Annotated in this window: 14 protein-coding genes; 9 read left to right on the top strand and 5 right to left on the bottom strand. The window is 72.2% G+C overall.

Features of this window, described 5'->3' with window-relative positions:
- Positions 1 to 266 precede the first annotated feature (266 nt).
- From G401_RS0123130 to G401_RS0123115, 4 genes are all read right to left on the bottom strand, one after another.
- Positions 267 to 2,354: an N-acetylmuramoyl-L-alanine amidase gene (locus G401_RS0123130; protein ID WP_027344377.1), complete on the bottom strand. Its 2,088-nt coding sequence runs from the start codon at positions 2,352 to 2,354 to the stop codon at positions 267 to 269.
- A 45-nt stretch (positions 2,355 to 2,399) separates the two neighbouring features.
- Positions 2,400 to 3,878 carry an FG-GAP repeat domain-containing protein gene (locus G401_RS0123125; protein WP_027344376.1) on the bottom strand — a complete coding sequence of 493 codons (1,479 nt, stop codon included), beginning with the start codon at positions 3,876 to 3,878 and terminating at the stop codon, positions 2,400 to 2,402.
- Positions 3,879 to 4,209: 331 nt separating this feature from the next.
- A complete protein-coding gene (locus tag G401_RS0123120) occupies positions 4,210 to 5,220 on the bottom strand; it encodes a LacI family DNA-binding transcriptional regulator (protein WP_027344375.1) in 1,011 nt (336 codons plus the stop codon).
- A gap of 966 nt (positions 5,221 to 6,186) precedes the next feature.
- Complete coding sequence (locus G401_RS0123115; protein ID WP_027344374.1) at positions 6,187 to 8,709, bottom strand: helicase-associated domain-containing protein; 2,523 nt, start codon at positions 8,707 to 8,709, stop codon at positions 6,187 to 6,189.
- 174 nt (positions 8,710 to 8,883) lie between these two features.
- On the opposite strand from G401_RS0123115, the gene G401_RS47720 reads away from it, so the two are divergent.
- From G401_RS47720 to G401_RS53185, 5 genes are all read left to right on the top strand, one after another.
- Complete coding sequence (locus G401_RS47720; RefSeq protein ID WP_157546182.1) at positions 8,884 to 9,900, top strand: hypothetical protein; 1,017 nt, start codon at positions 8,884 to 8,886, stop codon at positions 9,898 to 9,900.
- A gap of 111 nt (positions 9,901 to 10,011) precedes the next feature.
- Entirely contained in the window at positions 10,012 to 11,571 is a 1,560-nt protein-coding gene (locus G401_RS0123100; protein ID WP_027344371.1) for a serine/threonine-protein kinase, read from the top strand.
- Between the two features lie 270 nt (positions 11,572 to 11,841).
- On the top strand, positions 11,842 to 12,462 hold the full coding sequence (locus G401_RS0123095; RefSeq protein ID WP_027344370.1) for a hypothetical protein: 621 nt from the start codon (positions 11,842 to 11,844) through the stop codon (positions 12,460 to 12,462).
- Positions 12,463 to 12,587: 125 nt separating this feature from the next.
- Positions 12,588 to 13,271, top strand: a complete 684-nt coding sequence (locus tag G401_RS0123090) for a class I SAM-dependent methyltransferase (RefSeq protein ID WP_027344369.1) — start codon at positions 12,588 to 12,590, stop codon at positions 13,269 to 13,271.
- Between the two features lie 9 nt (positions 13,272 to 13,280).
- Positions 13,281 to 14,111, top strand: a complete 831-nt coding sequence (locus tag G401_RS53185; RefSeq protein WP_051367009.1) for a hypothetical protein — start codon at positions 13,281 to 13,283, stop codon at positions 14,109 to 14,111.
- 65 nt (positions 14,112 to 14,176) lie between these two features.
- Here G401_RS53185 and G401_RS56830 read toward each other — a convergent pair whose 3' ends face one another.
- The gene (locus tag G401_RS56830; protein ID WP_281174206.1) at positions 14,177 to 14,638 is read right to left on the bottom strand and encodes an SMI1/KNR4 family protein; all 462 of its coding nucleotides are present in this window, start codon (positions 14,636 to 14,638) and stop codon (positions 14,177 to 14,179) included.
- 144 nt (positions 14,639 to 14,782) lie between these two features.
- On the opposite strand from G401_RS56830, the gene G401_RS0123075 reads away from it, so the two are divergent.
- From G401_RS0123075 to G401_RS0123060, 4 genes are all read left to right on the top strand, one after another.
- The gene (locus G401_RS0123075) at positions 14,783 to 15,325 is read left to right on the top strand and encodes a dihydrofolate reductase family protein (RefSeq protein WP_027344368.1); all 543 of its coding nucleotides are present in this window, start codon (positions 14,783 to 14,785) and stop codon (positions 15,323 to 15,325) included.
- 190 nt (positions 15,326 to 15,515) lie between these two features.
- Complete coding sequence (locus G401_RS0123070; RefSeq protein WP_157546176.1) at positions 15,516 to 18,701, top strand: hypothetical protein; 3,186 nt, start codon at positions 15,516 to 15,518, stop codon at positions 18,699 to 18,701.
- Positions 18,698 to 21,289 carry an FtsX-like permease family protein gene (locus G401_RS0123065; RefSeq protein ID WP_027344366.1) on the top strand — a complete coding sequence of 864 codons (2,592 nt, stop codon included), beginning with the start codon at positions 18,698 to 18,700 and terminating at the stop codon, positions 21,287 to 21,289. The genes G401_RS0123070 and G401_RS0123065 overlap by 4 nt, the downstream gene beginning before the upstream one ends.
- Positions 21,286 to 22,122, top strand: coding sequence for an ABC transporter ATP-binding protein (locus G401_RS0123060; protein ID WP_027344365.1), 837 nt, complete (start codon positions 21,286 to 21,288; stop codon positions 22,120 to 22,122). Before G401_RS0123065 ends, G401_RS0123060 begins: the two co-directional genes overlap by 4 nt.
- Positions 22,123 to 22,249: the final 127 nt, after the last annotated feature.

Here is a 22,249-nt window from a genome sequence, read left to right as displayed (position 1 = left end):
TCGCCCGAGAGCACCCATCGCCGCACCGCCTGTCCCGCAGGGCGAAGAGTGCGACAGCGGAACGCGTCACATCGAGAACGATGAGGCCGGGCGGAGCATGAGGCCGGGCGGAGCATGAGGCCGGACGGAGCATGAGGGCGGACGCTGCGTTGCGCCCGCCCCCGCCCCGCTCCGCCCCGCTCCGCATCCGCGCTCGATCCGCGGTGCTCAGCACTGCCTGCTTTACGGTGCCTGCTCTGCGGTACCTGCTCAGAGTTGCGATTGCCTCAGTAGGTCGTCTCGCCGTTGAGGCCGAAGAAGTCGTGCCACTTGGCGCCGCCGAGGAAGCCGCTTCCATTGGAGAGTCCCACGAACACGTCGTTGGTGGACCCCTTCGTGAACGACACGATGTCGTCCTTGCCGTCGCCGTTGAAGTCGCCCGTGTACGGGAATTCGCCGCCGAGGCAGAAGAAGTCGTTCCATTTCACGGTGGTGCCGACGAACGACGTGCCGTTGGACAGCGCGACGTAGACGTCGGCGTTGGCGTCGCAGGTGAAGGTGGCGATGTCGGCCTTGCCGTCGCCGTTGAAGTCGCCGACGCGCGGCAGTTCGTTGCCGACCGAGAACAGGTCGTGCCACTTCACGCCGCCGGCGAAGGAGCTGCCGTTCGACAGGCCCACGTAGACGTCGGCGCCGGTGGCCGCGTCGCCCTGGGTGAAGGTGATGATGTCGGCCTTGCCGTCGCCGTTCACGTCGCCGACGGCCGGGGTCTCGCCCGCCGGGGCGAACCAGTCGTTCCATTTCACGCCTGCGCCGAAGCCCGTACCCGTGGACAGCGCCACGTAGACGTCGCCGAGGCCGTCGTGGGTGAAGGTGATGATGTCGTCTTTACCGTCGCCGTTCACGTCGCCGACCGCCGGGATCTCGGTGCCGGGGGAGAACCAGTCATGCCATTTGGCTCCGCCGGCGAAGGACGAGCCGGTCGACAGTCCCACGTAGACGTCGCCGAGCGTACCGCCGGTGAACGTGACGATGTCGTCCTTGCCGTCGCCGTTGAAGTCTCCGGTGAGCAGCTTCTCGCCGGTCAGGCCGAAGTAGTCGTTCCATTTGACGCTCGTGCCGACGAACGAGGAACCGTTCGACGTCGCCACGTACACGTCGTTCAGGCTGCCCTGGTTGAAGGTGATGATGTCGTCCTTGCCGTCGCCGTTGAAGTCCGTCGGCGAGCCGGCCGGGATCTTCGCGCCGCCGCCGGCGTTCACCAGCGACATGTAGTAGTCCCAGTTCCAGTACGGGCCGGGGTCGGTGTGGTCGTTGCCCGGCATCTCGACGTGGCCCTTGATGTGGTTGCGGTCGCGCGGCAGACCCCACTTGTCGGCCAGGTAGCGGGTCAGGGCCGCCGACGAGCGGTACATCGCGTCCGTGAACCACTGCGGCTGGTCGACGAAGCCCTCATGCTCGATGCCGATCGCGTACGCGTTGGCGCTGCGTACGTGGTAGGCGGTGTCCTCTTCGCGGACCATCTGCGTGATGTCGCCGTCGGAGGAGCGGACCACGTAGTGCGCGCTCACCACCGCCGACGGGTTCTGGAACCAGCTGACCGTGCTCGCGTACGAGCCCTGGGTCACGTGGATGACGATCGTCGTGATCGCCGACGAGCGCCCGGCCTGGTAGTTGTTGGCGTTGGCCGGAACCCAGTGCGCGAGCGGGTACTGCGGAACGGCGGCCGCCAGCGCAACGGCAGCGGTACCGCCGGTGGACACCGAGCCCGCCGCCGGCGTCGCGGCGTACCGGCCGAGGATCGGCTGCACGCGCTTCGGGGTGGTCGCGATCTGCGCCGTGCGTACGCCCGTCCGCAGATCCTTGTAGACCTCGTCGGCGTACAGGCGCGCCGTCGCCGCGCTGCCCGCGCCCGCGTACCGGGCCACTGCCGGATACCACGCCGCCGGGTCCGCGCGATCGATCTTCTCTTCATCCGCGTACGCGCTGAGCACGGCGGCCGCACCGCGGACGTTGGCGGAGACGTCGGACTTCAGGCGGGCGGCGCTCAGACCCGTGATGGACGCGGCCTTCGCCAGCGAATGGTTGTCGGGGTTGTCGGCGAGGTGCATCATTCCGTAGCCGTTGTCCTGGCTCGGGCCGCTGTGCGTGAGGAGACGGCTCTCCGCGTAGCCGACGGCCACCAGCAGATCGCGCGGCACGTGGTACGCGGCGGCCGCGTCGGCGAACGCGCCGTTGAGCCCGGGCAGGTGCTGCTTCGCGATGGGCTGGGCGGGGCTGGCGCCGGCGGGCGTGGCCGCGAGGGTGACGGCGGTCAGAACGGCGGCGCCGAGCAGGGCGCCCGCTCCCCGTCGCCGTGAGGCGTGCATTCTCATGTGGATACTCCTGTGACTCATGTGGATTCTCCTGTGGGAGGGGGATCAGAGCGTCGTCTCGCCGTTGAGGCCGAAGAAGTCGTGCCACTTGACGCCGCCCGCGAACGAGCTGCCGTTGGACAGGCCGACGTAGACGTCGTTGGTGGAGCCCTTGGTGAAGGTGAGCGCGTCGGCCTTGCCGTCCCCGTTGACGTCCGCCAGGTACGGGAACTCGCCCGGCAGGCAGAAGTAGTCGTTCCACTTGACGGTGGTGCCGACGAAGGACGATCCGTTGGACAGCGCGACGTAGACGTCGGCGTTCGCGTCGCAGGTGAAGGTGACGATGTCAGCCTTGCCGTCGCCGTTGACGTCGCCGACACGCGGCACCTCGTTGCCGACCGCGAACAGGTCGTGCCACTTCACGCCGGGGCCGAAGGACGAGCCGGTGGAGAGCGCCACGTAGACGTCCGCGGCGGTCGACGGTCCCTGCGTGAAGGTGATGATGTCGGCCTTGCCGTCGCCGTTGACGTCGGCGACCGCCGGGTACTCGCCGGCGGGAGCGAAGAAGTCCTGCCATTTCTGGCCCGCGCCGAACGAACTGCCGGTCGAGAGCGCCACGTACACGTCGGCGTTGGCCGTCCCGTTGACGATCGCGTCATGGGTGAAGGTGATGACGTCGTCCTTGCCGTCGCCGTTCACGTCGCCGACCGCGGCGATCTCGGCCGCCGGCGAGAACCAGTCGTGCCACTTCACACCGCCGGCGAAGGAACCGCCGGTGGACAGGGCCACGTACACGTCCGCGCCGGCGGGCCCGTTGGCGGAGTCGCCGTGGGTGAAGGTGACCGCGTCGTCCTTGCCGTCGCCGTTGAAGTCGCCGGTCAGCGTGGTCTCGCCGCCGAGCCCGAAGTAGTCGTTCCACTTCACGCTCGTGCCCGCGAACGAGGAGCCGGTCGACGTCGCCACGTACGCGTCCCCGGCCGAACCCTGGTTGAACGCGACGATGTCGGATCTGCCGTCGCCGTTGAAGTCGGTCGGCGAACCCGCGGTCATCTCCGCCATCCGACGGGCCTGGGCGATCAAGCTCTGTGCCGTCCCGGCCACCTGGTCGTAGCGGTCCGGGAAGGCCGACCCCTGTACGCATTGCGCCACCTGCCCGGCGCTGTACGCGGGATGGTTGCGGTCGCAGGTGACCGCTCGGGTGTAGAACTGCGTCGCCGCGTACACCGGGTCCATGATCTGTTCGGGTGTGCCCCAGCCGTAGTCCCAGCGCTGCTGGAAGACGCCGAGGGAGGACTTGTCCCCGCAGGGGAGGTTGTTCATGCGGGACTCGACCCAACCGGCCTCGAAGCCGGCGAGCAGGACCTTGTCGTTGACGACGAGGCTGCGGGCCTCGCGGTGGACCACCAGCAGGACCGAGGGGTCGGCGTTGGGCGGGATGGAGGTGCAGTTGGCCGCGGCGGGGGTGGCCGCGAAGGTGACGGACAGGGCGGTGGCCGGGATGACGGCGCCCATCAGGGCGCACGCCATCGCGAGCAGACGTCGCATGGCTTGCTCCTCGCCGGAAGTGTCTTGCGGTGGGTGGAAGAGCGCGGTGGGGTGGAAGAGCGCGGTGGGTGGAAGAGCGCGGTGGGTGGAAGAGCGCGGTGGGCGGAAGAGCTGCGGGTAGGGAGATGTCGGATGGATCGGGCCGTCCCGCCCGCACGAGGGCACGGCATCCGGGCACCCGCCGACAGCGGCCGGGTGCGGGGAAGGCTGATCTAGGAACGTGAAGATGTACAGGTATGAATGCGTTCCACCTTTGCGGGGGAACCTAGCAACCGGGCCCGACGCGCGTCAAGAAATCCATTTCCCGGTTCGAAAATATTTACAATTGTGACTACCGAAACCGCTGCTCGCGCGGTGCCGAGCTGTCCCGGATCTTGAGCTCCGTCCGCAGCGTGACGGTCGACAGCGGCCGCGTCGGCTCGGCGATCCGCTCGACGAGCAGCAGGGCGGCGGTGCGCCCGAGCTCGTAGGTGGGCTGCACGACGGTGCTGAGCGAAGGGCGTACCAGGTGGGCCCAGGGGATGTCGTCGAACCCGACCACGCCCATCTGCGCCGGGACGGTGATGCCCCGGTCGACCAGGCACTCCAGGGCGCCGACCGTCATCAGGTTGTTGGCGGCGAAGACCGCGTCGGGCGCGGCCCCGCTGTCCAGAATGGACGCCATCGCCTGGTAGCCGCCCTCCTCGCGATAGTCGCCGTAGCGTACGAGGTTGTCGTCCGGTTCCAGGCGGTACGCGGTCAGCGCCGCCCGGTATCCCTGCAACCGGCGCTGGGCGGTCGGCAGCCGCCGGGGACCCGTGATGCACGCGATCCGCCGGTAGCCCTGCTCGGCCAGGTGGCTCGTGGCCAGGTCGGCGCCGTGCGCGTTGTCGACGAGGACCGTGTCGACGGCGGCCGCGCGTACCTCCCGGTCGATCGCGACGACGGGAGTGCCCGCGTCGACCAGGCGGCTCAGGTTGGCGGCCTTGCCGGTCGAGGAAATGATCACTCCGGCCATCTGCTCGGCCAGGGCGGCCGCCACGTACCGGGCCTCCTTGGCCGGGTCCTCGTCGCTGTTGCAGAGCACCACGGAGTAGCCCGCCGCTTGGCCGACGTCCTCGACACCGCGTACGAGAGAAGTGAAGAACGGGTTCCCGATGTCGGAGATGATCACGGCCCAGATGCTGGTCTTCTGCCGGCGCAGGTTGCGGGCGACCGCGTTGGGCCGGTAGTCGAGCTCGGCCATCGCCTGCTGTACACGCGCGGCCAGGCCGGCGTCGACGGAGGACCGGCCGTTGACCACACGCGAGACGGTCGCGGCCGAGACGCCGGCGAGCTTGGCGACGTCGTAGATGGTGACCACGGGTCCTCACTTCCGGCGGGTGCCGCGAGCTTAGCAAGGGAAATCGATTCCCCTCTGAGCTCATCGGCGGGGCCGCCGGCTGGCGGCCTTCCGGCGTGGTGAGTGCCGCATGACGGGACTGGACTGCGGGGCTGCGCTGTCGGCTGCGCTGTCGGCAGCGCTGTCGGTCTGCGTCGCGGCTGCGCAGCGAGAGGGCGATGTGGGCTGTTGAGAGGCATCGGTCTATGTCTCGGCGGGCCGCCGCCCTTGACCGTGGAGTCGCCGCACGGTACGGTCGCGCTCAGAAATCGATTGCTCACTACGGTGTTCCTGACCGGCCGCATGTCCGCCTTCACCCTTACTTTCCAGCTGTACCGCTAGCGAGGCTGCACCGCTAGTCAGGCTGTACCGCTCATCGGGTTGTACCGCTCATCAGCGGCCGGATCACCTCGGCGGCTGGTGCGTCGGCAGTTCAGCAGCAGTGTTTTCGGTGCGTCGATCGACGCCGGGACCGGGCCGCACGCCGATCGCGGGCCGCCTGTCGGCGCACGGCTTTCCACCGCAGCCGCGCGAGCCGAGCCGCTCACGTTGCTGCACCCGCGCCGCGACGTATCCCCGCGCCGCGACGTATCCCCGCGCCGCGACGTATCCCCGCGCCGCGACGTATCCCGTGCCGTAGCGGATCCCCCGCCGCAATGTAGGAGAAGCGCTCGGGACCGGACGGCGATGCTGCCACATATGGGCGTTCGAGTTGCCGTCCGGAGCGGAACGCGCGATGTTCTACGGGCGGGTGCGAGCCCGGGGCCGGCGCCCGGCGGTGGTGCGCCGGCCCCACCTGTCGTCCGGGGCTGCCGGGCACGCCGGCCGAGGCGGCATTCTGCTTCTGCGGCTGGACGGCAAGAACCTGCCGGCCGCTGATTGCTGCTGACCGCGCCGGCCGTCTGCCTGAGCTCGGTGGCGGTCGTGGGAGTCGGATCCGGATGTCGCTCACATCGGATGGACTCGTTCGATGTCGCCCAGGCGCAGTTTGACCGGGCTGCCCGACGAGACGTCGTGACCACGCACGTACCCACCGGCCAGCGTCTCCGGGACGATCATGACACGGATTTTGGTGCGCGAGCCGGCCGGCCGGTACGTCACCCGCACCGGTTCCGTGAGCTCGATCGCCGTGGCCAGCGCGCAACTGCCATCGGGATCGATGCTGTCGGCGTACTCCTCGATGGCCCGGTGCAGGATCGCGTGCCGGTCGGAAACGCCTCTGCCCACTTCGTCTTCGTCGAAGCCGGGGCCGAAGCCGAGCTCTGGGCCGAGTTCGAGGCCGAGGTCCAGACCTCGGAACGGTGCGCGGCCCGGGCCGGCCGTGTCGAACGGCAGGCCGAATATCGGCATCGGGTACCGCTGCTCCTTGCCCGGCGGGCGGCCGCACAGCTGCGCGGCGAGCTGGTAGGCGTCGACCTCGCCGGCGGCGGCGCCCTCGAACGGGGGTGATGCGGACAGGGAGGAAGCGAGGGGGGAAGGACCGCGGCCTGCCGTCTGCTGTGAGCCGGTGTGGGCCCGCGGCTGGGCGGTCGTCGGCTTCTGCGGGTTTCCGTCCGCTTGTTCGGCGGCGGGGAAATAGCCCGCGGCGCGCAGTGCGGCAAGGGTTTCGGCCTGCGGTGACGCGGCGGCGAGGACGGTCGGGGCCAGGCGGGTGAGGCCCAAGCCGCGCAGAGCCTTGGCGGTCAGCAGTTCGGTGAGCAGAGTTTCCTCCACGCCGTGTATCACGCAGCCGACGTCGCGGACCCGGACGCGGCCGTACTGCCGTCCGATGTCGGCGATCAGGTACGCGAGCGGCTGGGGGATGACTCCGCCACCGCTCGCATCGATCAGCTGCGCCGCCAGCTCATCGCACGTGGCGCCGGCGTCGAGGGCGCGCCGCACCGAGGAGGCGGAGAAGCGCCAGATCAGTGCACCGCCCCGCGACTCGCGATCGGCCGCCGAATCGAGCAGGCGCGCCAGGGCGTAGTCGGGTATGCCGGGCACGATCACGGTCAGGTCCGCCTGGAAGATCGCGCTCGTTGTCGGCGCGCCGACGAGGTCGCGGGCGGCCGCGAGGAGCGCGTCATCGTCGTCGGCGGCCAAGGCGCGGCCGGCCGACGAGAGGGTGCCGTGCGCGGCGATGCCCAGCGCCCGCGCCTCCTGCCACAGGCTCGCGAGGGTGGCCGTCGCCAACGGCAGCTTCGGCAACTGCCAGGCGATGACCGGCGCCAGACCGTCGTCGGAGACCAGACCGCGGTCATGCGGCAACCTCCCGGCCGCGGCCAGCAACTCGCGCCGGGTCAGCCCTGCCGAGTGGCTGGGATCGTCCGGTTCGATCAAGGCTGCGACCCGGGTTTCGGCGCTGCTGCCCGTCCACGGCTCGGTGGCCAGCTCCCGCCAACCGGTCAGCAGATCCCCGAACCGGGCCGCTGGATCGTTCGCCAGCCAGACGTCGTACGCGGCGGTGGCGAGCAGTTGCCCACCACCGGCTTCCCCGTCCTCGAAGTCCAGCAGTCCGGCTTCGAAGGCGACTTCGAGGCACAGGCGTACCGAGCGTTCGTCGCAGCCGACCGTCTTGGCCAGGCGGCGCAGTTCGCGTACGCCGATGCCACCGGTCTTCAGGGCCGGCAGCGGTCTACGCGCGCATTCGGCGACCAGCGTACCGACCTGATCCAGCAGGGCCAGGGCGGCGGCCGCCGACTCTCGGGCGACGACGGCGGGCGCGACGGTGACCGTGGGCGGGTCCGGAGGGTGAGGCGTGAAGGTGGGCCGCCACCCCGGACCTCGTAGCGCTCGGCCGACCTCGCCGGGCATCTGCGCGAGAGTCCAGTCATGGTGGTAGACCAGCCCGTGCTTCAGTGCCCAGGCCACCGCCGGTGCCTGGGTGGCCGTCGTGACCGGGCCGTCCCACACCAGGTGGTCGAGGGCGTCGCGCAGCTCCGCCGGTGCCGTACGCAGCAGTTGACGGACGTTGTCCGGATCTGTGAGCCAGCCGTTCATCGTGTCGACGAGGCGGGCCTTGGGCTTGGTCGGCGGTAGTCCCCACCGCGAGGCGATCGCCGTCAGCTCGGCGACGGTCTGGGCTTCCAGCAGGGTACGGGCCGGAACGCCGAGCCCGTGCGGATGAGGGATGAGCCGCATCAGGGTGGGCAGCAGATGCAGCCCCTGGGCATCCGTCCAGGCCAGCGCCCGCGTCGTCAGCCACGCCACGGCGTCGGCGAGGTCATGGTCGTCGGCCGCGAGGTCGAATGCCTTCGCCAGTGCCTCGATCGTCGACTGCCCGCCCAGGGCGGCCACCATGTCGACGACGTCGTGGACGGGTCGGTGAGCGGTCTGAAGGTGAGCGGCGACCAGGGCCTCGTGCTGGAGGAGGGAAGCGAGGGCGGCGCGGTCGCGCGGCGGTCCGGCCAGCAGGACCGACTCCGGGCGGTGCGCGATCACCCGGCCGAGTTCGGTCTTGTCCAAGCCGCACAGCCAGGCGAAGAACGTCACGTGTCCACTCTGCCCGAATCGCGGCGACGCCGTCAAAGCCGCGCGCGCAGGATCCACCCCTTCGGGCGGCAACCATCGTCGAATGGGTGCTCTTGCGATTCGATCCTTTTGCCACCAACGGTTCGCGGCAACGCGTACGTCTATCCGGTCACACAGACGAACGGAGTGGACACGATGCGTACGCAGGATGCTCGGCGGCGGGCGGCGGTTGCCGCGGTGATCGCTGCTTCGGGGGCGGTGCTGGCGGCTTGCGGGCCTCAGCCGGGGACGGTGGCGGGGCCGGACGCCTCGCCGAGTGTTGTGGCGAGCAGCGGCCCGAGCGCCCCGGGTACGCCGTCGAGCGCGAGCGCGGTGCCGAGCCTGGCGGGGAACGCCAAGCCGGCGAAGCCGAAGCACGGGACGGCGCTGATCTCCAACGGGACGCGGACGGTGTGGGTCGGCGGGGTCGCGGTGCAGTTCCCGACCACGGTCACCGGGGCGAAGTGGCTGTCCGCGGAGCGGATCGCGTTCGTGGACGCCGAGGGCAACATCTCGACCGCGAAGTACGACGGTACCGCTCGCAAGGTGCTGACCAAGACCGACCGGAGCGTGTACCGGGCCAACCCGACGACGGTCGGCACCGAGGTGAACTTCGAGGAGCACGCGAACGGCACCGTGCGCATCAAGGCGATCGCGGAGGATCCGCCGTGGGAGGGCAAGCTCGAGGTCGACGCCTACCTCGGGGTCGCCGACAACCTCGGCGCGACGGGGAACACCGCACCGGACGGCCGCTACTTCGGCACCCGCGACGTCAACGACGACCGCTTCCACGTCGACTACGCCTTCGGCCACGCCGGACCGCAGGGCGAGGAGATCTGGGTACGCGACGGGAACTCCCGGGAGCCGATGGCGTCGAAGGCCGCGCTCGGCAGCTCCCCGGCCGTGGCGCCGGACGGGCTGAAGGTCGCGTACGCGGGGACGGACGGGCAGGTGCACGTCCTGAAGGTCGTGTCGGGCAAGCGTCCCAGCGACAAGGGCGGCCTGACCGACACGCGGCTGACGTCCGATGCGCACGGTATCGGGCAGCTGACCTGGACGACCGACGGGCGCGTCGCGTACAGCACGGATGCGGGAATCGAGGCAGTGTCGGCGAATCACACGGTGACACAGCTGTGGGGCAATGCGGGAGTCATCGATTTCCTACAGGCGTGATTCCCGACAGCTGTGATTCCCGACAGCTGTGACTCCCGACAGTTGTGGGAGTCACAAGCTGGGCCGGTTAAGGGCGGGCGCGGCGGGTATGGCAGCCGGGTGGCGGACGGCATGACGGACATGGTGGGCCGGTACCGGCTGCTCGAACCACTCGCGATCGGCGGAACCGCCGGGGTGTGGCGCGGCTGGGACGAACTTCTCGGGCGCACGGTCGCGGTCAAGGTACTCGACCGTGCGCTGCTCGCCGATCCCGTCGGCCGTGAACGCCTGCGGCAGGAGGCGGTCATCCTCGCCCGGCTGAATCATCCACGGATCGCCGCGCTCTACGACTACGGCACCGATCGCCGTCCCCACCGCACAGGATCCAGCGAAGGGCCGGGCGCATGGTCCGGCACGGGGCCTGGCGAATGGTCCAGCGAAGGGCACGGCACGGGGTCCGGCGAAGGGGCCGGTGCGGAGTCCGGCACGGCGGCCGGTGAAGCCGGGGACGAGGTCCCGTACCTCGTCCTCGAACTGATCGACGGGGTCTCGCTGGGCGACCTGCTGCACGGCGGCGGCCGGTTGCCCTGGCCGGCCGCGGTACGCCTGGCGGGCCAGGTCGCCGAGGCGCTCGACGCCGCGCACGAGCAGGGTCTCGTGCATCGCGACATCGCCCCGGGCAACGTCCTGCTCTCGGCCGACGGGGTGAAGGTCGTCGACTTCGGCATCGGCGCGGCGACCGGGGCACCCGAGACGTACTTCGGTACACCCGGGTATGTGGCACCGGAACGGCTGGCGGGTGCGCCGGCCGGGCCCGCGGCCGACGTGTACGCGCTCGGCGTACTGCTGCATCAGGCTTTGTTCGGGTGTCTTCCGGGCGGGCCGGTGCCGATCGTCGAGGGCCTTCCCGCCGAGGTGACGGTGCTGCTGGAGCGGTGCCTGGCGGAGGCGCCGCAGCGGCGTCCCACGGCGGCGGAGGTGGCCGCGGTCGCGGCGGTCGTGGCGGCCGGTACGCCCGCGGTGACCGACCTGCCCGGCGTGACCCGGATGCTGTTGGCGGGTCCGGCGCCGAAGCGGCGACTGAGCGGCCGCGGCCGGATCCTGGGGATCGCGGCGCTGGTGGCCCTGATCGGCGCATGGAGTTTCGTGATCGTCCATGGAGCGGCGCCCACGGCCGCGACCGGGGGTACGCCGCCCGCGGCCGCCTGCCACGTGGCCTATCAGGTGACGAAGGACGACGGCCGGGCGTTCGCGGCGTCGGTGACCGTGACGAACACGGGCGCGCAGCCGCTGGCGGGGTGGCGGGTGGCGTTCGGCCTGCCCGGCGGCCAGCGGGTCGATCCCGCGGTCGGGGCGCAATGGACGGAACAGGACACCACTGTCACCTCCCGCCCCCAGCCCGCCGGCCTCGATCCCGCGAAGGCCGCGCAGCTCGATTTCGCCGGCGCGTACGCGGGCAGCAACCCCTTGCCGACCCGGTTCACGGTGAACGACCAGCCGTGCACGGCGACCGTCCTCGGGGTTCCCGGCACCCGGCCGATCGCCGGGGCTCCGGTGCAGGCGAGCACGCATGCTCCGGTCACGACGGGCCCGGGCAACGGCGGTCCCGGCGGCGGGCCAGGCGATGGTGGGCCAGGCGGCGGCTCCGGCGACCACGGCAAGCACAAGGGCCGGGACGCCGCCGAAGAGTGAGGTTCTTTCGTGGGTCCTTCCGGGGTCGGCCGGGTGTTTTCGCGGGTCGGACGGCAGTCGGAAGGGCGACACGTGGCCGTCGGCACACCGCGCCTGACAAGCGGCGCCCGGCCCGATCGGTGTACCCGGTCGGCTGATCGGCCGGGGTGACGCGGACGTTCTCCGGGACCGGGGCGGCCCGGTCCTTGCCAGAATCCCTGACGGGAGGCCGTCCCAGCAGGCAGCGAGCGGGTCGCGCCGGAGCGGGGAGGCTGCCGCAGGAAGGGAAGCGTGTCCGCCGTGCACGTCGACTACGTGAGCCACCAGAGCTTCAACCAGTTGAACCACCAGCAGCCGAACCACCACCAGCTGAACAACCAGCAGCCGAGCCAGCAGAGCTTCCACCAGCGGGTGGCCGGCCACCAGAGCCGCAATCCCCTGGCGGTCTACGAGACGAGCAGCCTGGACGCCGCCCGGCTGCGCGCGCTGGCGTGTGATGCCGCCGGACGCGTGTTCCGCGCGGTCGCGCCCGCCACGCCGTGGTGGCGCCGCAACCGGCTGCCCGCCGCGCGCCCCGACGGGCTCCTGCCCCGCTACCGCCACCTCTACGAGCGCTTCACCGAGGGCGCGCTCAACCTCGACCCGTACTTCAACGTCAAGGCGGGCCCGTCCCTGCGACTGCGCGGCGACGGCGTCATCCTGTACGCGACGTACCGCGACGAGTACGACGGGCACACCCTGACCTACTCCGACGAGCGGCCGGCGACCGACGAAGAGCTGCTGCTGGCCGACTACTACTACGAGCTGGCCTGGACCGAGGGCCGGGAGCGGACCATCCAGGGCAGCATCCCGCGGCTGATCGTCAGCCGGAAGGGGCAGGGGCTGGAGCGCATCCTCTCCGGCATGCTCTGAGGGCTGTCAAGCCAACGCCGTGCGGCGGGAACAGGCGCTGCACGGCTTCGACGACGGCGGGCCGCCGCGCTGCCGATCCGGGCTCGACCCAGCGTCCTCACAGGCCGGTCTGGTCTGATCGCCGGATGGGACGTGACGGATACGCGGGCACCGGCGTGGGCGAGTTCACCCCCGACGGCTGCTCGATCGAGCTCTACCAGCGCCTGCGGCCGGGTGCCGAACCCGGGATCATCGCCGCGCACACACCGGCCGGCGGCACGATCCTGGAACTCGGCTGCGGCGCGGGCCGCGTCACCCATGCGCTGGCGGACCTGGGTTTCGCGGTCACCGCCGTCGACGAGTCCGCCGAGATGCTGGCCGTCGTCCGCGGCGCGCGTACGGTCCGGTCGTCCATCGAGGACCTGGATCTCGGCGAGACCTTCGACGTCGTGCTGCTCGGCTCCTGCCTGGTGCACGTGCCCGACCCCGAACGCGCCCGCGGCCTGCTCGCGGCCTGCGTACGCCACGCCGGACCGGGCGGCGTCGTGCTGATCCAGCGAGAAGGCGCGGACTGGCACGACGACGTCCCGCGGACCAGCTCCCGGGGCGACCTCGAAGTCACCGTGGTCTCCTCGACGGAGGTACGCCCGGGGGTCCGGTCGGTCCACGTCGAGTACGCGTACCCCGACGCGGGGTGGAGCCAGACGTTCCTGTCCCGGCCGCTGACCAAGGCGGCGTTCGAGGAACTGCTGGGGGAGAACGGATTGGGCGTGGAGGCGTACCTGACGCCCGACGAAACGTGGGTGCGCGCGAGCGTCATGCACCCCTAGAGTCGCACGGTGTCCGAGACGACCCTGTGGGAGTTCCGTTACCTCGTCCTCGACCTGCGCGATGATGGCGCGCCCGGCTTCGGCCGGGCGGTCCTGGAACCGTGGCTGGCCGAGCGCCCGCATGTGCTCGCCGAACTGCACGAGATCGGCCGGCCGCACAACAGCGTGGTCGCAGCGGACCCCGAGGTGCTCTACGGCCTGTACGCGTTCTCCCGGCTCACCGAGATCCTCCTCGGCCCGCACCAGCCGGTCAACGACGATCCGGCGCTGCTGTCGCACACGTACAACGGGCCCTGGTGGCGGGGGCCGCTGCCGGATCCGGCCGCCTGGGCGGAATTCCTGGCTCTCATCAACGCGTCTACGGTGGACGAAACCGCCTTCCACCCGTTCTTCCACGAGATCGTGAGCGTCGTACCGTCGCCGGACCCGGACGAACCGATCACGCTGCTCGCGGAACTGTGGCCGGGTGCCCTGGTCGGCGGCCTGCTGATCGCGCGGGCCGGGGTCGTCGTCCAGGCCGGGCACCGTGCGCTCGACGCCGCGCTGGGGGAGCGGTCGGCGCTGTACTTCGCCTGGTGGCGCCGCAACCGCAAGGTCACCGATCTGTCCCACGGGTGGGGCGGCAGCTCCCAGTGGGGTACCGACTTCCGCCGCGATTACGTCGTCGGCGACGAGCTGCACTACAACGTCGACCGCAGGTTTACCGCGGCGGGGGACCTGTCCGCCGGGTTGCCGCTGGATCAGCGCCGGGAGCTGCTGCGGTTCCGGCACAGCACGACAGTGGATCTGGGCAAGGACCAGTGGCCGTACGACGATTGGCTCGTCGAACCGCGCGGCTGATCCCCCACTCCCGGTGGTCTGTTCCCGGTGGTCCTGCTACGCGCTGATCGCTGCCCGCACCGTGGTCAGGCCCGGTCGCGGGCGTGCGGCCAGGGCTGCATGTCGTCGTAGTCCTCGCCCGCCTCGGCCGCCACCCACCATCCCGAGTCCTCGATGTAGCCCGTCAGCCACGCTTCCAGGCTCGGCGTCTCGACGTACCAGGCCGCGTCGGGGTCGCCGGGGTTCGGCTCGAACATCAGGACCATGCCTTCGGCACTGTGGCAGTCGACCGCCGCGTACATGCCGCAGCCCCAGGTCAGGATCGGCAGTACGCCTTCCGGCCAGGCCCAGTCCGTGCCCGCGTTCTGCGTGCGGCGGGACAGGTAGAGGTCGACGGCCTGTTCGCCGGTCGGGCCGCCGGCCAGGCTGAGCAGCTGGTACTCGGGGCCGAAGCCGCCGTTCGCCACCTGCGTGTACAGGGCTGCGAGCAGGGGATGCAGGGCGAAGCCGAGCCGCTGTTCGGCCTCGGCGACCGCCGCCGCGGACAGGCCGTCCTTTGTTGGCCGGGCTGCGACACGGGCGCCGGCTCGACGGGAATGTCGGACGGAGGCGGAAGGATCGGGCGGATGCTGATGGTTCAGGCGGACGCTGATGGCTCGGGCGGACCCTGCAGCCGGATCGGAGGACGAATCATGGCGAAGATGCTCTACTCGGTCACGATGTCGCTGGACGGGTACATCACCGGCCCCGGCGGCGACATGTCGTGGGCGGTTCCCTACCTCAAGCCGAATCCGCTGGTCGACGAGCTGATCGCGAACATCGGGTCGCTGCTGGTCGGCGGCCGGACCCTGGGCGGGGACGATCCTCATCGCGGCACCGAGCGGGAGGGCAAGGCGTTCGGTGGCGGCTGGTCGGGCCCGCAGTTCGTGCTCACCCGGGACACGAGCCGGACGAGCACGGCGGATCTCACCTTCGTGCACGATCCGGAAACGGCCATCCGGATGGCCAAGGAGGCAGCCGGGGACAAGTACGTCAACGTGATCGGTGCGGAGACCGCGCGGCTGTGCCTGGCCGCCGGTCAGCTCGACGAGGTGCTCACGATCGTCGCGCCCGTCCTGCTCGGCGGCGGCGTACGCCTTTTCGACCGGCCGGCCGGCGATCCGGTCCCGCTGGAGCGGATGAGTCTCAGCAGCACCGACGTCGTCGTGAACATCTGGGCCCGGGTCGTCAAGTAGGACCACCGAGTAGGACCACCGTGCAAGACCACCAGGTGGGACAGTGTTTCCCGTCGATAACCACGTTTACCAGGGAAGCGTTCGGGCCGAGCCGACTTTGAGCTAATCCTGATCAACGGGGGCCCGCCCGCGGGCCGAATGATCAGGTAAGGTGCGCCCGGACTGGGAGCGCTCTCTCATGGAGGTGGCCATGGTGCGGATGCTGCGGCGGGTGCTGCGCGCCTATCCGGGGCAGGCCGCCGTCCTCGGCGTACTGTGCTTCATCCTGGCCGCGATCGCGCTGGCCGCGCCCGCGTACGCGCGGCTGGCCCAGGCGCAGCTGCGGGACGCTCAGCTCGCGGTGGCCCCGCCGATCGACCGCACGGTGACCGTGCGCGCCGACGACGTCTTCGACGAGCAGGGCGACCGCGGCAAGGTCGACCGGGCCCGTGAGACGCTGCAGGCCGACGCCGACAAGGCCGGGCTGACGCAGTTCGTCACGCTGCAGCTGGTCGTGCGGGCGCGGGCCGGCGGGCACGGGATGGCCGATTCGCTGGCCGCCTCGCTGATCAGCCGGGACGGCGCCTGCGAGCGGCTCGCGATCGACGGCCGGTGCCCGGACAAGCCCGGCGAGGTGCTGCTCGGCCGGGCGGCGGCGAAGGCGCTCGGCGTGAGCACCGGCGGCACGATCGTCCTGCGGGCCGCCGGGACCGGCGGGGTGCTCGACTTCCAGCTCACCGTCGCCGGTCTGTACGCGCCGCCGAACGGGAGCGCCTACTGGTCGACGCGTGCGGACATGTCGGCAGACCCGCGGCGTACGGACACCCCGATCATCGCCGGCGCGGACACGGTCAACCAGGTGGCCACGTCCCAGCGCGCCATCACCGTGCCGGTGGTCGGCGGCACCGAGAAGGAAGTGCCCGCCGACAAGGGCAACGCCACCACGGTCACGGCGATCCTCGACCTGATGGCGCTCGACGCGGACAGCCTGCCGGGCGATCTCGCGACCGCCCGGGCCGACCTCGACGAGCTGCGCCAGTCGCCGCCGGAGGGGTTCACCGCCGCCAGCCAGGTGCCGGAGTTCTTCGACCGGGTCTCGGCGAGCGAGCGGGCGCTGGGGGCCGGGATCATGGCCACGGCCGGCGGCGTCATCCTCATCGGCGGCTTCGTTCTGCTGCTGGCCGCCTGGTACGCGGCCGCCCAACGGGCGTCGAAGACCACGCTCGCGGTGCTGCGCGGCGTCCCGGTGATCTCCCGTTGGTGGTTCGCGGCGGCGCCGTCGGCCCTCGTCGCGCTGCTCGGCTCCGCGCTCGGAGCGGCCGCGGGACGCGTACTCGTCCCGACGCCATTGTCCATGTGGGACGCCGTGTTCGCGGCCGGCGTCCTCGTGGCGCTGCCGGTCGGCGTACTCCTGGTGGAGGCGCGGGCGTTGCGGCTGCCGGTGCTGGCGGCGCTGCGCCAGGCGCACCCGGCGTCGTCCGGCCGGCGGGTGGACCCGCTGGACCTGGCGGTCCTCGCGGCGGCCGGCGTGATGATCTACCAGCTGGCCACCGGCGCGCCGGACCGCGGCTTCGCGCCGCTCGGGCCGCCGGTGATCGTGCTGGCGGCGGCGCTGCTGGCCGGGCGGGGGCTGACCGCCGCGACGGTCGCGGTGAGCGGGCAGCGCCTGCGCCGCGGTGACCTCGCCACGGGCCTCGCGGCCGCGCACATCTCGCGCCGCTCGTCGGCGCCGCGTCTGTTCGCGCTGCTGGTCGCGGCGGTCGCGCTGTTCGGGCTCGCGGTCACCGGCTACGACACCACGTCCACGGCCCTGCAGGACCGGGCCCGCCTGGAACTGGGCGCCGATCGCGTCCTCACGGTCACCGGTTCCTCCTACACCGCGGTACGCGCGGCGGTGCACTCCGCCGACCCGCAGGGCCAGTGGCTGCTGGCGGCCGCCCGGGACCAGATCGGCACGCGGCGGGTCGTCGCGGTGGAGAGCGACCGCCTGGTACGCGTCGCCGGCTGGACGGCCCCCGACGCGGCCCGGCTGGCCGGGCTGCTGCACCCGGCGGCGAACCCGGCGATCACGGTCGACGGCACGGCGCTGGCGCTCGACGTGACGGTGGTCAAGCCGCCGGCCGAGACCGTCGACGGCGTCGTGGCGGATCCGGCCGATGCCGAGCCTGCCGCGCCGGTCGAACCGGTCGTGGCGACGCCGATCAAGGTGAACCTCGTCGACGCGGCCGGCAACCCGATCCGCGTCGTCTTCCCGGTGGCCGGCAGCGGGCACTACGTCCAGCCGCTGGCCGGCTGCGCGAGCGGGTGCCGGCTGGCGTACCTGGGGTTCGAACGGTCCATCGAGGACATCCGGATCACCGGGCTGGCCCAGCAGGGCCCCGATCGCGCGGTACTCGACGGCAAGGCGCTGGCCGAACCCGGCCTGTACCGCGACGGTTTCACCACGCTGCCCGGCGAGCTGACCGTGCTGCACGGCGGCGGCCCGAACAGTGGCAGCTCGAACAGCGGCGGCCAGAACAGTGGCGGCTGGCTGTCGGCCCGGTACGTGCCCGACGATCCCCGGCACATGACCTCCGACCTGCGTATCCTGTCGGCGGACATGCCGGTGCCGCTGCCCGTCGTGGCGGCCGGTACGCCCGACGTGGCGCAGACCGACTTCGTCCGCCAGCTGCCGGTGCTGACCAACGGCGTCCAGCCGGTACGCATCGCGGCCGCGGTCGCCGGGCTGCCCGGGGTCGGCGCCGACGGCTACCTGCTCGACCAGGAGTACGCCGACCGCCTCGCGGGCACCAGCCTCGGCAGCGCGACGTCGGAGGTGTGGGCGCGGGCGGACACTCCGGCCGGCGTACTGGCGGCGATCCGCAGGAGCCTCTCGGTGACGGGGGAGGAGACGGTGGCGCAGCGCCAGGACCGGATGATGCGCGCCGGTCCCGGCCAGTCCGTGCGCTTCCGCCTCGTCACGGCGCTGCTCGGCGTCCTGCTCGCGGCCGGCGGCCTGGCCGTCGCCGCGACCGCCGAGCACCGGATGCGCCTTGCCGAACTGCGGGACCTGCGCCGCCAGGGCCTGCGCCTCCCGGTCGCCGTACGCGCCGTCGGCCGTTCCTTCGCCGTCCTCGTCGGAGCCGGGGTCGCGACCGGAGCGGTGATCGCCGCGGCCACCGTCGGCGGCCTGGCCCGGGTGACCGTGCCGGTGTTCATCGACCGGTGGACGGCTACCGGCGTACCGGTGCGGCCGGGGTGGGGCATCGCGCTCGCCGGGCTGGCCGTCGCCCTGCTGATCATCGGCGGGGTCGGCGCGTACGCCGCCTCGCGACTGGCCAGGGCCCTTCGTTCCGACGGCGCGCCGGCCCCGGTGGCCGCCGCCGCCACCCCCGACCTGGTGGGAGCCGCCCGATGAGCAGGCTGCTGGTGGCCATGGTCCGCGAGCGGCTCGGCGCGGTGCTGACCGTGCTGGCCCTGTCGGCGATCGCCGCCGCCGGGGCGGTCGCCGGGCCGCTGTACCGCACCGCGGCCTCGACCGCGGCGACGAGCGCCGAGGTGGCGCAGGCGGCCCCGGTCGAGCGTTCGATCACCCGCGACGCGCTGGTCTCCCGGCAGGACCGGGGGTTCGGGCCGCCCCGGCTGACCGGCGAGATCGCGCCGCAGCTGCCGTACCGGGAGGGCTTCGACACGATCGGCGGCCTGCAGGTCGCCGGGCGGGTCATGAGCGCGGCGCACCCGACTCCCGCGGACCAGGCGTCCACGCCGGCCTGGTTCGTCTACCGCAACCACGTCTGCGAGCACGTACGCGTCGTCGCCGGGCGCTGCGTCGCCGGTGCCGGTGAGGCGATCGTGGCCGACACGGTCGCGAAGGCGCTCGGGCTCGACGTCGGCGACCTCGTCGACTTCCAGGCCGGCAATGTCGGGCACCCGGCCGGCTTCAACGACGACGGCCCGCCCACCCGGCTGACCGTCGTGGGCCGCTACGACCTCGGCGATCTCGCTTCGGCGTACGGGGCGGGGCGCACGTTCGCCGGCGGGGTCCGGCCCGACGACGACGGCAGCGACGACGGCCTGGCCGTGTTCGCGACGCTGGAGACGGTGTCGGCCAGCCCGTTCAGCACCGCGGTGCAGACGACCGACCTGGTCGCCCGGGACGCGACCTTCGCCGACCTCGACTACGTCCGTTACGTGGCGCAGGACGAGGCCGACCTCGCCGAGGAGAACGGGTACGCCGCGAACACCAGCATGGCCGATCTCGCCGCCCGGATCGAGGCCAACCGGTCGGTGCTCGACCGCTCGATCCAGGTGGCCGCGCTGCCGCTGGTCCTGCTGACGCTGGTCGTGCTGTACCTCGCGGTCACCGCCGGGGTGCTGCGCCGCCGGTCGGAGTTCGGGCTGTCGGGGCTGCGCGGCGTACCGGGCGGGACGCGGTGGTGGATCGCGTCGGCCGAGTACCTGCTCCCGGCCGTGCTCGGGGCACCGATCGGCCTGCTCACCGGACTCTTGCTGGTGCGGATCCTGTCCGCGCGGGCACTGCCGGGCGCGCCGAGCGTGCACCTCACCGTCCAGGCGCTCGTCTACGCCGCGATCGCCGTCGCCGCGGTCGCCGTGCTGAGCAGCGTCGCCCAGTGGCGGGCCGCCCGCGGCCCCGTCGCCGACCTGATGCGGCGTACGCCGGCCCGGCGCCGGGCGGTCGTCGCGGGGCTGGGCGAGGTGTTCGTGGTGCTGCTGACGGTGGCCGCCGGCTACCAGATCACCGCGGACGCCCACCCGTCCGGGGTGGCGCTGCTGACCCCGGTGCTCGTCGCGGTCGCGACCGGTCTCGTGGCCCGCCGGATCGTGGCCCTGCTCGCCGAGCGCGCCGGCCGGGCGGGACTGCGCCGGGGCCGGCTCAACGCGGCGATGTTCGCCCTGTCGGTGGCCCGCCGGCCGAGCCTGGCGCGGCTGCTGACCCTGCTGGTCGTGCTGTTCGGCGTCGTCGGGTTCGCGGTCGCCGCGACGGCCACCGGTGCCGACGCCCGCGCCGAGCGCGCCCGCCTCGACGTCGGCGCCCCCGAAGTCCTCCAGGTCCGCCCGCTGACGGCCGCCGAACTCCTCAAGGCCGTCCGGGCCGCCGACCCGACCGGGAAGTACGCGATGGCGGCGTACCGGTTGCGTGATCAGCGGTTCCCGGCGCTGGCCGTGGACTCCCCGCGGCTGGCCTCGGTCGGGTTCTGGAGTCAGGACGCCACCGTCTCGTTGCGACAGGCCGCGGAACTGTTGCACCCCAGCGCCTCCCCGGGATCCACGCTGCCGATGATCGGGGTGTCGCAGCCGCGCGAACGCGTACAGGCGACGGCGGATTCGGTCGGCGTGGAACTGGCCGGTCAGGTGCCGGCGCTGCCGAGGCTCGGCGGAGCCGGCGGCCTCGTGGACATGGAGTACCTCGGCGCGCTCGTGTCGACCGCGTCGCCCGTGCGGGAGCCGCAGGTGTGGCTGGCGGCCGACGCCCCGGCCGGTCTGCGCGACGCGCTGCGGTCGCAGGGGCTCGACGTCATCGGCGACGTGACCGCCGCCGCGCGTACCCGGGAACTGGATCGATCGGGGCCGGCGCTCGCGCTGCGCTTCTACCTGGTGGTGTCGCTGACCGCGATCCTGCTGGGGCTCGGGGCGCTGCTGGTCGCGGCGGCCGCGGAGAGCGAGGAGCAGCGGCGCATGATGCGGGCGCTGCGCGTGCAGGGCCTGCCCGCGCGCGCCGTGCTGGCCCAGTCCTTCGGCGGGTACGCGCTGCTCACGCTGGCTGCCGCGATCGCCGGGACGGGGGCATCGGCGCTGGCGTGGTGGGTCGCCCGGGCGGTCGTGCCGTTCTTCGCCGACAGCGGGTACGCTCCCCGGACGCCGGCGCTGCTGCCCCGCGCCGACCTGGTCGGGGTGACCACGGCGGCCGCCGCCGTCCTGCTGCTCGTCACCAGTGCGATCACCGTGGCCGCCCTGCGGCGCGCCGTCGAGAGGAGTCCACAGTGAACGGTCTCGCGGTCATCTGCCGCCGGGTCGTGCAGATCTACCGGGCCGAGGGCGGCGACGTCGTGGCCCTGGCCGGGGTGGATCTGGAGATCGCGCCCGGTGAGAAAGTGGCTCTCGTGGGCCCCTCGGGCTCGGGCAAGTCGACCCTGATCGCGCTGCTGTCCGGCCTGATGCGGCCCAGCGCCGGCCGGGTGCAGGTGGGGCTGGCCGACATCGGCAAGCTGACCGCCGGCGAGCTGGCCCGGTTGCGGGGCACCGACATCGGCGTCGTCCTGCAGGGCGCGACCCGCAACCTCCTGCCGTACGCGACCCTGGAGGAGAACCTCTGGCTGGCCCAGCGGCGCGCCCGCAAGGTACGCCCGGCCGACGTCGAACCGGCGGAGTCGGTCGCGGCCCTCGTCGGCCTGCTCGGCTTCGGCCACCGGCGTATCCGCGACCTGTCGCCGGGCGCGCAGCAGCGGGCGGCGCTGGCCGTCGGCCTGGCCGCGTCGCCGGGCCTGCTGCTCGTCGACGAGCCCACCAGCCAGCTCGACCACGACGCCCGCGACGAGGTGCTCGACGCGCTCGACCGGGTCAACGCCGAGCGCGGCACGACGATCGTCGCGGTCACGCACGACGCGGCGGTCGGCGAGGCGTTCGGCCGGGTCGTCACGATCCGCGACGGGCGGGTCGGCGCCGAGGGCCGCGGCGGGCGCGAGTTCGCGGTGGTCGCCGGGGACGGCACTGTCCAGCTGCCGCCGGCGATGCTGGAGAACTACCCGCCGGGAACACTGTTCACAGTGGACGACGTCAACGGCTCGGTGATGCTGGAGGCGGAGCGCCCCGCCGCATAACCCACCCCGCCTGCTTCTCGGCGATCTTGCGCGAACGCAGCGCCCTCCATTCGCTTGCGAGGGCGCGATGATCGTGCGGTACGTATACGGTCCACCAGTCGCACCAGTCGGACAGTCGCGACAAGGG

Origin of the sequence: Hamadaea tsunoensis DSM 44101 (assembly GCF_000428945.1) — a bacterium.
Lineage (GTDB): Bacteria > Actinomycetota > Actinomycetes > Mycobacteriales > Micromonosporaceae > Hamadaea > Hamadaea tsunoensis.
The sequence above is the reverse complement of the archived record's forward strand: the minus strand, read 5'-3'. Positions and strand labels throughout refer to the sequence as shown.

Excerpts from the sequence above, each read along its gene's own strand:
- G401_RS0123130 (WP_027344377.1), bottom strand. The coding sequence starts at position 2,354 with ATGAGAATGCACGCCTCACGGCGACGGGGAGCGGGCGCCCTGCTCGGC.
- G401_RS0123125 (WP_027344376.1), bottom strand. The coding sequence starts at position 3,878 with ATGCGACGTCTGCTCGCGATGGCGTGCGCCCTGATGGGCGCCGTCATC.
- G401_RS47720 (WP_157546182.1), top strand. The coding sequence starts at position 8,884 with ATGCGTACGCAGGATGCTCGGCGGCGGGCGGCGGTTGCCGCGGTGATC.
- G401_RS0123100 (WP_027344371.1), top strand. The coding sequence starts at position 10,012 with ATGACGGACATGGTGGGCCGGTACCGGCTGCTCGAACCACTCGCGATC.
- G401_RS0123090 (WP_027344369.1), top strand. The coding sequence starts at position 12,588 with ATGGGACGTGACGGATACGCGGGCACCGGCGTGGGCGAGTTCACCCCC.
- G401_RS0123075 (WP_027344368.1), top strand. The coding sequence starts at position 14,783 with ATGGCGAAGATGCTCTACTCGGTCACGATGTCGCTGGACGGGTACATC.
- G401_RS0123070 (WP_157546176.1), top strand. The coding sequence starts at position 15,516 with ATGGTGCGGATGCTGCGGCGGGTGCTGCGCGCCTATCCGGGGCAGGCC.
- G401_RS0123065 (WP_027344366.1), top strand. The coding sequence starts at position 18,698 with ATGAGCAGGCTGCTGGTGGCCATGGTCCGCGAGCGGCTCGGCGCGGTG.